This window comes from Amycolatopsis sp. NPDC041971 (genome assembly GCF_055588925.1).
Map to the genome: position 1 here is coordinate 180,916 of NZ_JBVJCE010000020.1, position 12,383 is coordinate 193,298.

Annotated in this window: 6 protein-coding genes; all 6 read left to right on the forward strand. The window is 67.4% G+C overall.

The window, feature by feature from the left end:
• Window positions 1-263 precede the first annotated feature (263 nt).
• The 6 genes from ACZ6DT_RS32980 (at window position 264) to ACZ6DT_RS33005 (ending at window position 12,258) form a co-directional block, all read left to right on the forward strand.
• Window positions 264-3,356 carry a ThuA domain-containing protein gene (locus tag ACZ6DT_RS32980; protein ID WP_465602628.1) on the forward strand — a complete coding sequence of 1,031 codons (3,093 nt, stop codon included), beginning with the start codon at window positions 264-266 and terminating at the stop codon, window positions 3,354-3,356.
• Window positions 3,356-4,360 (forward strand): sugar phosphate isomerase/epimerase family protein, encoded by a 1,005-nt coding sequence (locus tag ACZ6DT_RS32985; protein ID WP_465602630.1) that lies wholly within the window; start codon window positions 3,356-3,358, stop codon window positions 4,358-4,360. Before ACZ6DT_RS32980 ends, ACZ6DT_RS32985 begins: the two co-directional genes overlap by 1 nt.
• A 10-nt stretch (window positions 4,361-4,370) precedes the next feature.
• Window positions 4,371-5,264, forward strand: coding sequence for a sugar phosphate isomerase/epimerase family protein (locus ACZ6DT_RS32990; RefSeq protein ID WP_465602632.1), 894 nt, complete (start codon window positions 4,371-4,373; stop codon window positions 5,262-5,264).
• Between the two features lie 14 nt (window positions 5,265-5,278).
• Window positions 5,279-6,301, forward strand: a complete 1,023-nt coding sequence (locus tag ACZ6DT_RS32995) for a multicopper oxidase domain-containing protein (RefSeq protein WP_465602633.1) — start codon at window positions 5,279-5,281, stop codon at window positions 6,299-6,301.
• Window positions 6,302-6,314: 13 nt separating this feature from the next.
• The gene (locus ACZ6DT_RS33000) at window positions 6,315-10,280 is read left to right on the forward strand and encodes a ThuA domain-containing protein (RefSeq protein WP_465602635.1); all 3,966 of its coding nucleotides are present in this window, start codon (window positions 6,315-6,317) and stop codon (window positions 10,278-10,280) included.
• Between the two features lie 70 nt (window positions 10,281-10,350).
• Entirely contained in the window at window positions 10,351-12,258 is a 1,908-nt protein-coding gene (locus ACZ6DT_RS33005; RefSeq protein WP_465602637.1) for a cupredoxin domain-containing protein, read from the forward strand.
• The last annotated feature ends 125 nt before the right edge of the window (window positions 12,259-12,383 follow it).

The following is a 12,383-nucleotide window of genomic DNA, read 5'->3' on the forward strand; positions in this document are numbered from 1 at the left end:
CTTTCGCGGTGTCGTTCCCTGGCTCGGTGGAGTCTGGTCCGCCTCTCCGCCGCCTTCCCCCTCTCCCCCCCTCCTCCCCCCCCCCCCCCCCCCCCCCCCCCCCCCCCCCCCCCACCGCGCCCCACCACCCACCTGCCACCCTCCCTCTCCACCTGCACAGAAAGGCGTTTCGCTCCGCTCTCCTTCCTTGATCGCCGCCGCTCATCGAAAGGATCGCTACTGCTATGTCTTTGAAACGACGACTGGGTGTGCTCGTCACATCCATGGTCACGGCTCTGACAGGCGTCGCGCTACCGGTGCAAACCGCATCGGCGCATGAAGTGGCGACGGTGCTCGTGTTCTCCAAGACCGCGGGCTTCCGGCACGATTCGATCCCCGACGGGATCAAGGCGATCAAGGAACTGGGTGCGCGGAACCACTTCGGGGTGGAAGCCACCGAGGACGCGGCGGCCTTCACCGACGCGAACCTCAAGCGCTTCGACGCGGTGGTCTGGCTTTCCACCACCGGTGACGTGCTGAACGCGGAGCAGCAGGCCGCGTTCGAACGATACGTGAAGGGAGGCGGCGGGTACGTGGGCGTGCACGCCGCCTCCGACACCGAGTACGACTGGCCCTGGTACGGCGAGCTGGTGGGGGCGTACTTCAAGTCGCACCCGCGGATCCAGCGGGCGAACGTCAAGGTCGAAGACCACGACCATGTGTCCACTGTGGATCTTCCGGAGACGTGGCCGCGCACCGACGAGTGGTACAACTATCGCGAGAACCCGCGAAGCAACGTCCACGTGCTCGCGAGCCTGGACGAGAAGAGCTACCGGCCCGGTGACGGCGCCATGGGCGATCACCCGATCGCCTGGTGCCACGAGAACTCCGGCGGCCGTTCCTGGTACACCGGCGGTGGGCACACCAAGGAGTCCTACACCGAACCGGCCTTCCGCAAGCATCTGGCGGGCGGTATCAAGTACGCCACCAAGCTGAGCGAGGCCGGCTGCGCCAAGCAGGATGAGACCCCGGTCGACGCGGACTTCGACCAGATCACCCTCGCCAAGGGCGAAGAGAAGACCGGCGAGCCGATCGCGCTTTCCGTGCTGCCCAACCGCGACGTCCTGCACACCTCGCGTGACGGCCGCGTCTGGTACACCAGCTCCGGCGCGACCACGAAGCCGGCCGCGACGATCCCCGTCTACAACCACGACGAGGACGGCCTCCAGGGTGTCGCCATCGACCCGGACTTCGCGAAGAACCGCTGGGTCTACCTGTACTACGCGCCCAAGCTGAACACCCCCGCCGGTGACGCCCCGCAGAACGGCACGCCGGCGGACTTCGAACCCTTCAAGGGCTACAACCAGCTCTCGCGGTTCAAACTCACCACCGACAACAACCTCGACCTCGCCAGTGAGCAGAAGATCCTCCAGGTCCCGGCCGAACGCGGCATCTGCTGCCACGCCGGTGGCGAGATCGACTTCGACGCACAGGGCAATCTCTATCTGTCCACAGGGGACGATTCCAACCCGTTCTCTTCCGACGGCTACACCCCGATCGACGAACGCGCCGACCGCAACCCGGTCTACGACGCGCAGCGCACGTCCGGCAACACCAACGACCTGCGCGGCAAGGTGCTGCGGATCAAGGTCGGAGCGAACGGCAAGTACACCGTCCCCAAGGGCAACCTGTTCCCGAAGAACAAGGCCAAGACCAAGCCCGAGATCTACGCGATGGGCTTCCGCAACCCGTTCCGGTTCGCCGTCGACCGCAAGACCGGCTGGATCCACCTCGCCGACTACGGCCCCGACGCGGGTGCGGCCGATCCCAAGCGCGGTCCCGGCGGCACGGTCGAGTTCAACCTGATCAAGAAGCCGGGCAACTTCGGCTGGCCGTACTGCGTCGGCGACAACCAGCCGTTCATCGACTACGACTTCGCCACCGGACAATCGGGTGCGGCGTTCGACTGCGCCAAACCGAAGAACACCAGCCCGCGCAACACCGGGCTGACCGAACTGCCGCCGGTCGAAAAGGCGTGGATCCCCTACGACGGCGGTTCCGTTCCCGAGTTCGGCACCGGCCCCGAGTCGCCGATGGGCGGCCCGGTCTACCACTACGACGCGAAGAACCCGTCGCAGACCAAGTTCCCGGAGTACTTCGACGGCAAGACCTTCGCCTACGAATGGGAACGTAGCTGGATCAAGGAGATCACCGTCGGGCCGAACGGGGAACGCGGCGCCATCAAGCCGTTCTTCGACTCGATGGACCTCGTCCGCCCGATGAACGTCGAGTTCGGCCCGGACGGTGCCATGTACGTCCTCGACTACGGCACCGGTTACTTCGGAGGTTCCAAGGAATCCGCCGTCTACCGCATCGACTACACGAAGGGACGCCGGACGCCGATCGCGCAGGTGGCCGCGGACAAGACGTCCGGGCAGGCGCCGCTGACCGTGAAGTTCGACCCGGCGGGGACGAACGACCCCGACGGCCAGGCACTGACCTACGCCTGGGACTTCGACGGCGACGGCACCACCGACTCCGCCGAAGCGGCCCCGGTTTCGCACACCTACACCGCGAACGGCCAGTACACGGCGAAGCTTTCGGTCACCGACGCCACCGGGCTGACCGGGGCGGCGAGCGTGGTGGTCACCGTCGGCAACACCGCGCCGGTGGTCACGCTGAAGACGCCGGTCAACGGCAGTGTGTTCGGCTTCGGCGACACGGTCCCGTTCAAGGTCGAGGTCACCGACGCCGAGGACAACCCGATCGACTGCTCGAAGGTCACCGTCGAATACATCCTGGGCCACGAGGGTCACGGGCATCCGCTCAGCCGCGCGACCGGCTGTGAGGGCACCATCGCCACCCCCGCCGACGAAGGACACGGCGCGGACGCCAACGTCTTCGGTGTCATCAACGCCGGCTACACCGACAACGGCGGTGGCAACGGCGTGCCCGCGCTCACCGGCGAGGCGGAATCCGTCCTGCAGCCCAACCTGAAACAGGCCGAGTTCTACACCCAGTCCAGTGGGATCGAGGTCGTCGGGCACGACGGCGCCAGCGGCGGCAAACGCGTCGGGCACATCGAATCCGGTGACTGGATCAAATTCGACCCGGTGAACCTCGTGGGTGTCCGCGGCATGGGCTACCGGGTCTCCTCCGGCGGGGCCGGCGGCACGATCGAGGTCCATTCGGGCGCGGTGGAGGGGCCGCTGGTCCAGACGGTCACCGTCGCCAACACCGGCGGCTGGGACACCTATGCCGACATCCCGGCGTCCGCCATCACCGACCCCGGCGGGACCGGCCCGTTGTTCCTCGTGTTCAAGGGCGGTTCCGGCGGCTTGTTCGACGTAGACGCGATCACCTTCGAGGAGAACTGATGAGCCGTCCGATCACGCTGTTCACCGGCCAGTGGGCGGATCTGCCGTTCACCGAGGTGTGCAGGCTCGCGAGCGAGTGGGGCTACGACGGCCTCGAGATCGCGTGTTCCGGCGACCACTTCGAGGTCGACCGCGCACTGTCCGAAGAGGACTATGTGCCCGGCCGCCTGAAGCTGCTGGCCGAGCACGGCCTCAAGGTGTGGGCCATCTCCAACCACCTCGTCGGGCAGGCCGTCTGTGACGACCCGATCGACGAACGCCACCAGGCGATCATCCCGTCCAGGGTGTGGGGCGACGGTGAACCGGAAGGCGTCCGGCGGCGGGCGGCGAAGGAAATGGCCGACACCGCCCGCGCGGCGGCGAAACTCGGGGTGGACACGGTGATCGGCTTCACCGGTTCGAAGACCTGGAAGTACGTCGCGATGTTCCCGCCGGTGCCGCAGGCGGTCATCGACGACGGCTACACCGACTTCGCGGACCGGTGGAACCCGATCCTCGACGTCTTCGACGAGGTGGGCGTGCGGTTCGCCCATGAGGTCCACCCGTCGGAGATCGCGTACGACTACTGGACCACGAAACGTGCGCTCGAAGCTGTCGGCGACCGTCCGGCATTCGGGCTCAATTGGGATCCTTCGCATTTCATCTGGCAGGACCTCGACCCGGTCGGCTTCATCCTCGACTTCGCCGACCGGATCTACCACGTGGACTGCAAGGACACCAGGAAGCGGTTCGACGGACGGAACGGACGGCTCGGCTCGCATCTCCCCTGGGGAGATCCCCGACGCGGCTGGGACTTCGTTTCGACCGGGCACGGCGACGTGCCCTGGGAGGACTGTTTCCGCGCACTGAATTCGATCGGCTACGCCGGTCCGATCTCGGTGGAGTGGGAGGACGCCGGCATGGACCGGCTCCGGGGCGCGGCGGAAGCCGTGACCTTTCTGCGGGGGCTCCTGTTCGACAAGCCGTCGGCGGCCTTCGACGCGGCTTTCAGCAACCAGAAGTGAGGGCGGTTTCATGTGCGGTGAAGAAGCTGAGCGGTTCCACTCTCGACGGGCACTCCTCCGCGGCGCGGCGACGGCGGCGGTCGCGGTGGGTGCGGCGGTAGCCCTGCCGGGCCTCGCCGACGCCACCACCTCGGACGTGGCGGAGACCCAGGGACACGGCCACCACGGTCGAGGCCGTGTTCCGGTGGACAAGATCAGCGTCCAGCTCTACTCCCTGCGTACCGCGCTGCAGGCCGATCTGCCGGGAACCCTGTCCGCGCTGGCGGACATCGGCTACCGGAAGGTCGAACTGGCGGGCACCTACGGCCGCACGGCCGAGGAGTTCCGCGGTCTGCTGGACAGCAACCACCTCAAGGCGACGTCCACGCACGTCGGCATCGACGGTGACCTCGACAAGACCATCGCGGACGCGAAGATCCTCGGGAACACCCGCGCCAACGTGCCGTGGGCGAACTTCGACACCATCGACGGCTGGCGGCGGTTCGCCGGCCGGATGGACACGGCGGCACGGAAGTTCCGCCAGGCCGGTATTCCGCTCGGCTACCACAACCACGCGCACGAGTTCGCACCCATCGGCGGCGTGCGCCCGTACGACGTGCTCACCAGGAACACAAACCCGCGTTACGTGCACCTGGAGATCGACCTGTTCTGGGCGGTGGAAGGCGGGATGGACCCGGTTTCGCTGTACCGGCGGCACTGCCCGCGCGTGGTGCAGTACCACGTCAAGGACCGGACGGCGGACGGCCGGATGGTCGACCCCGGGAAGGGCGTCATCGACTTCCCGCGCGTCTTCCGGCACACCCGTCCCCATCTCGCCGAATACATCGTCGAGCACGACAACCCCACGGATCCCCTGAGCACCGCCCAGACCGGATTCACCTATCTCCGTAACGTCCGCTTCTAGCTGGGGAATCCACAATGGACAAGAACAACCGCGGGCTGTCCCGCAGATCGATGCTCGCGGGCACCGCGGCCGGGGTCATCGCCCCGGTCGTGGTAAGCGCGAGCGCCGGTTCGGCACCAGCCGCCGCGGCCGGGATGACCCGCAACATCACCATCTACGCCGACTACGTTCCCGGTTCGACCCGGGTCGGTTACGGGCTCGAGCCCGGCAAGCCGACGATCCCCGGGCCGCTCCTGGAGTGCTACGAAGGCGACACACTGGTGATCGAGCTGGTCAACAACACCGACCAGCGGCTCTCGATCCACCCGCACGGCGTCAACTACGACACCAAGTCGGACGGTTCGCCGTTCAACGCCTCCTTCAACAAGCCTTACGAGACCAAGACCTACACCTGGAAGACCCGGACGGCGTATCAGGCGGCCAACGGTTTCTGGATGCCCGGCAGCGCGGGGTACTGGCACTACCACGACCACGCGTTCGGCGGCGACCACGGCACCGTGGGCCTGATGAAGGGCCTCTACGGCGGCCTGATCGTGCGCAAACGCGGGGATCTGCTGCCCAGCAAGCAGTTCACCGTGGTGTTCACCGAAATGTGGATCAACCACCAGATCGCCCCGAACACGCCGATCTTCGAGGCGAACCTCGGCGAACGCGTCGAGTTCATCTGCATCGGGCACGGCAACCTGATGCACACCTTCCACCTGCACGCGCACCGCTGGGCGGACACCCGCACCGGCATGCTCACCAGCGCGACGGACAACGCTCCGATCCTCGACAACAAGACCCTCGACCCCGGCAACTCCTTCGGGTTCCAGGTGATCGCCGGTGACGGTGTCGGGCCGGGCGCGTGGATGTACCACTGCCACGTCCAGCAGCACTCGGACGACGGCATGTCCGGGGTGTTCCTGGTCCGCAACGCCGACGGCGGGATGCCCGCGGGCGCCCAGGAGGCGATCGACCGCTTCAAGGGACATCAGCACCCGACGTCCACTCCGAACGCCACCGGCGCCTCGGCTCACTCACACCACCAGTCTTGAAAGGAGCGAGAACTTGAGACGAGTCTTTTCGCAACGTCGGCTCCGCAGACGGTCACTGGCCGCGCTGGCGGTCGGCGCCGTCGTCACCTCCGGGCTTCCGCTGGCCATCGCACCGGCGACCGCCGAAGCCGCGACGAACGTCCCGATCAACGTCCTGGTCTTCCACGGCACCGCCGCGGACCAGAAGGACCCCGTCCTGCGCGCCACGGACGCGATCGCGAGCCTGGGCCAGGCGAACGGGATCTCCGTTTCGTCCTCTTCGGACCCCGCGGTGTTCACGCAGGCGAACCTCGCGAAGTACCGCGGCGTCGTTTTCCTGTCCGCGCAAGGCATCACGCTGAACCGTGACCAGGAAACCTCGCTGCAGAACTACATGAAGGCCGGCGGCGGCTTCCTCGGCCTGTCCGACGCCGCGCGGGCCCAGGACGGTTCGCAGTGGTTCTCCGGGCTGATCGGGGCCCGCCCGGTGGGGGCGCGTCCCACGCCGGAGGCGGTCGCCTCGGTCACCGCGAGCGCGGAGAACCCGCCCAACGAGAGCAAGGAAAAGCTGGCCGACAACAACGAGAACACCAAGTGGCTGACGTTCTCGCCGACCGGTTGGGTCGCTTACAAGATGGCCGCCCCGGTCGCCGTCAGCAGCTACGACCTCGTCTCGGCCAACGACTTCCCCGGGCGTGACCCCAAGAGCTGGACCCTGCAGGGCTCCAACGACGGGACCACGTGGACCGATCTGGACACTCGCACCAACGAGACGTTCGCCGACCGGTTCGTGAGCCGTAAGTTCACCTTCGCCAACACCACGGCGTACGCGAACTACCGGCTGAACATCACCGCCAACGCCGGTGACCCGCTCATCCAGCTGGCGGATTGGAAGCTGTACAAGGACAACTCGACCACCCCGCCGCCGCCGGAGAGCCCTCCGGCCGAGGCAACGGTCGACGTCCTCGACAAGGCGAACCCGGCCACCGCGGGCCTGCCGCAGAAGTGGGTCCGCACCGACCGGTGGCTCAACTGGGAGGTCAACCCGGTCGGCACCGTGCACACGGTCGCGCAGGTCGAGGAATCGACCTACAAGCCGGGAGTCGGCGCGAACGGCGCCTTCCACCCGATCTCGTGGTGCCGTGACTACGACGGCGGCCGCTCCTTCTACACCGGGATGGGCCGGACCGAGGCGAGCTACGGCGAAGCCCAGTTCCGCAGCCACCTCCTCGGCGCGCTGAAGTGGACCACGGGCATGGTGCGCGGTGACTGCAAGGCGGGCATCGCGGCCAACTACAAGGTCGAACGCCTGACCGGGATCAACCAGCCCGGCCAGCTGGATCAGATGGGCGAGCCGCACGGGCTCACCATCGCGCCGAACGGCCGGGTCTTCTACATCGGCCGCGCGGCCTGCGCCGGCAACGTGGTGCCCGCGCCGAACGACTGGACCAACCCCGAGATCGGCGCCGGCTGCGGCACGATCCACCAGTGGGACCCGGTCACCAAGAAGCCGAAGCTGCTCACCACGCTGAAGGTGATGGGCAACCGCGGCAGCGGTGACGAACTGGTCAAGAACGAGGAAGGCCTCCTCGGTCTCGTGCTGGACCCGAAGTTCAGCGAGAACGGCTTCGTGTACGCCTACTGGATGCCGCACGCGTCGATCGACATCGACAAGCGGATCGGCAAACGCACGGTCTCGCGATTCACCTACGACCTGAAGAACCAGACGCTGGACCAGGCGACCCGCAAGGACCTGCTGTCGTGGGACGTCCAGATCCACAGCTGCTGCCACGCCGGTGGCGGCATGGACTTCGACTCCGGCGGGAACCTCTACATCGGTTCCGGTGACAGCAACTCGTCGCAGGGCTCCAACGGGTATTCCGGCAACAACTGGACCCAGGACTACAAGGGCGTCTCGTTCCAGGACGCACGTCGCACCGCCGGTAACACCAACGACCTCAACGGGAAGATCCTGCGGATCCATCCGGAGGCGGACGGTACCTACACCAACCCGGCGGGCAACCTGTTCCCCGAGGCGAACGATCCCGGGAACAAGACCAGGCCCGAGATCTACGTGATGGGCGTGCGGAACATCTCGCGTCTGCAAGTCGACAAGAAGACCAACTGGCTGACCGCGGCCTGGGTCGGCCCGGACGCGACCTCGCCGAGCCCGGAACTCGGCCCGGCCAAGTACGAGACCGCCACGATCATCACCGAGGCGGGCAACCACGGCTGGCCGTACTGCATGGGCGACAAGCAGCCCTACCGTGACCGCAGCAGCACCGACGCCGCGGTCCTCACCGGCTGGTACGACTGCGACAACCCGGTCAACACCTCGCCGCGCAACACCGGCCTGGTGAACCTGCCGCCGGTCAAGAAGAACATGATCTGGTACTCGCCGGACGGCGGCGGACCGGTGTTCCCCAACCGGCCCAACAGCTCCGTCCCGACGTACAACGCGGCCGAGGCCACCTACACGCAGCCCTACCTCAAGGGCGGCGGCCAGGCGGTCATGACCGGGCCGACGTACCACCGCGAACTGGTCAACACCAACAGCGGCGTCGCGTGGCCCGCCTACTGGAACGACAAGTGGTTCATCGGTGACCAGAGCAACGGGCAGAACCGGATCGCGGTCACCGTCGACCCGAACGCCGTTTCGAAGCAGGATCCGCCGTTGTTCGCCGAGACCGTGCGGCAGATCATCCCGACCGGTGGTGGCGACACCAAGCTGAACCAGTGGATGGACGCCAAGTTCGGGCCGGACGGCGCGCTGTACGTGCTCGACTACGGCGGCGGTTTCTTCACCCTGACCAACAACCAGAAGCTGCTGAAGATCAGCTACACCGGCGGCGAGGCGACCCCGTCGGCCGCGGCGACGTCGACCATGGTGCAGAACAAGCCGCTCACCGCGGCCTTCACCGGGTCGAAGTCCGGCGGCGTCTCCTACAGGTGGGAGTTCGGTGACGGCACGATCTCGACGCAGCCCGACCCGCGGCACACCTACCCGCGCACGGGTCTGTACACCGCCAAGCTGACCGTGACCTACGCGAACGGCGAGACGGTGACCGCGCGCAACTCGGTGAGCGTCGGGTGTCTCGTGGCGGATTCCGGTGCCACGGTGACCATCGGCGACACCGACACCGCGGTGACCAACCGGAACGCCGGTGGTGGCTGCACGGTCGACGACATGATCGACGACGAGAGCACGTGGACCTCCCACGCCGGTTTCGTCAACCACGTCACCCAGGCCGTGGACCGGCTGGGCGACCTCGGGGTGCTGAACGCGGCCGAGTCGGACAAGATCAACGCCGCGGCCGCCGCGTCGCCCATCGGCAACAAGGGTGTCACCGGCTACGACGCGATCTACGACGGCACGCCCGAATCGTTCCGCAACTGGTCGCAGGCGCCGTCCGGGCAGTTCGCCATCCAGCCGGACGGGTCACTGCGACCGTCGGGCGGGCTGGGCATGCTGTGGTACTCGGCACGGCAGTTCGGCAACTTCTCGGTGAAGCTGCAGTTCAAGGACATCGCGCCGACGGGCAGTGCCAACAGCGGGGTGTTCGTCCGGTTCCCGGATCCGCGCACGCCGGTGGAGCAGCGTCCGCCGGGCAGCTGCGGCACGGTCGGTTCGGCGAGGACGTCGCAGGCGTGGGTCGCGATCTACTGCGGTCACGAGGTCCAGCTGTACGACGGGGCCACCGGCGAACCGCAGAAGACCGGGTCGATCTACAACTTCGACCCGCGGCCGCTGGACCAGGCGGGCGTGAAGCCGAAGGGGACCTGGAACGAGTACGAGATCAAGGTCGTCGGCCAGAAGTACACGATCATCCGCAACGGTGTCGTGATCAACGAGTTCGAGAACGCGCCGGGGATCAACTCGTCGCGGGCCGGCGACCCGTCGACCGACTTCCGGCAGTTCGTCAGCGGGTTCATCGGTCTGCAGAACCACGGTGACAACGACCTGATGGAATTCCGCAACATCCGGGTGCGGCAGCTGTAGCGCGAAAGCCGGCCGGGCGCGTCCTCCCTCGCGCCCGGCCGGTCTCCCCCGTACGGAAGGTTTCCCTGCGATGTCCCCAAGAACCCTCGTCGCGACGCTGCTCGTCGCGGCGCTCGCGATACTGGGCCTGGTGTTACCGAGTTCCTCGGCCCCCGCCGTCGCCGCCCCCGTCCAGACCCTGGAATGGACCGCGGGCGACAGCACCGACCACTACCTCAGCGCGCCGTCCACCGCGGTGGCGGGCGAGACCACGATCCTGTTCAAGAACACCGAAGCCCTCGGTTCGACGATGTCGCACACGTTGACGTTCGACACGTCGACCCCCGGCTACAACCACGACGTCACCCTTAACCTCGTCGCCAACCCTTATGACGAGAAGAACGGCGAGCACCAGGCGACCGTGACGCTGACCCCCGGGAAGTACCGGTACTACTGCACGATCCAAGGGCACGGCAAGATGTTCGGCGAGTTCGTCGTCACCGACGGCGGCGGAGCCGACACCACTCCGCCGACGGTGACCGCGAACGTCACCGGCACCAAGGACACCGCCGGGAACTATGTCGGTTCCGCCACGGTGAACCTGGCCGCTTCGGACAGTCAGTCCGGTGTGGACAAAGTCGAGTACCAGCTCGACGGCGGCGCCTGGACCGCGTACACGGCGCCCGTGGTGGTTTCCGCGGCCGGGGCGCATATGGTCCACTACCGGGCTTCCGACAAGGCCGGGAACGTTTCGCCGGAAGGGATGTCGTCGTTCACCGTCGTCACCGGGCAACCCGGTGACACGACTCCGCCGACGGTGACCGCCGAGGTGACGGGGAACAAGGACGCTTCGGGCAACTACCTCGACACCGCCACCGTGAAACTCACCGCGACCGACGCCGGCACCGGCGTCGACAAGGTCGAGTACAAAGTGGACGAAGGCGCGTGGACCGCGTACGCCGCCCCGGTCGCGGTTTCCGCGCCGGGGATGCACATGGTCTCGTACCGCGCTTCGGACAAGGCGGGCAATGTGTCGCCGGAAGGCATGGCGCACTTCACGATCGTCAGCGGTGACACCACCGCTCCGACGGTGACTTCCGAGGTGACCGGGACCAAGGACGCCGCCGGGAACTACGTCGGCAAGGCGACCGTGACCCTCACGGCGACCGACGCCGGTTCAGGTGTCGGCAAGGTCGAGTACCAGCTGAACGGCGGGCCGTGGCTGGTGTACTCGGCGCCGCTCGCGCTCACCGTCGTCGGCGCCCACACCGTGAAGTACCGCGCCACCGACAAGGCGGGCAACGTCTCGGCGGAAGGCACGGCGACGTTCATCGTCGTCGAGGGCGACGACAGTACCGCGCCCGCCGTTTCGGTGGTGGTGAGCGGCGATCTGGACGGAAGCTGGTCCTACATCGAGGACGCGACCATCAACCTCACCGCGACGGACACCGGGTCCGGTGTGGACAAGATCGAGTACACATTGGACGGTGGGCCCTGGACGGTCTACACCGCGCCGGTGAAGGTGACCGCGCTGGGCACGCACACGCTGGCCTACCGCGCCTCGGACAAGGCGGGCAACGTCTCCGCGGAACAGGGCGGCGCGTTCACCATCGTCGCCGCGCCGCCGGGCCCGGACGCCTGCCCGGACTCCGACGTCCGGGACACCGTGTTCCTCGGCACGGCGGACAGCCAGGTCGAGAACCGCGACACCGGCGACGGCTGCACGATCAACGACGTGATCGACGACGAGTCGGACTACTCGTCGAACGACCAGTTCGTGACCTACGTGCGGGCCGTGACACAGGAACTCCTCGACGGCGAGGTCATCTCGTCCGACGAGCGGAACCTGATCGTCACGGCGGCGATCGACTCCGGCATCGGCGGCTCGACCGCCGAGCCGGAGCCTGAGCCGCAGCCGGAACCCGGCAAGACGAAGAAGCCGAAGACGAAGAACCCCGGTATGAAGAAGGTCGTGAAGACGCCGATCCGGGACGTCTGAGCGGGGTCACGTGGGTCGGGGGGGGGGGGGGGGGGGGGGGGGGAGGGGGAAACCCCCCCCCCCCCCCCCCCCCACCCCCACCCACCCCCACGCCCCCCTCTCCTTCTCCCCTTTCTTCCCTTCCT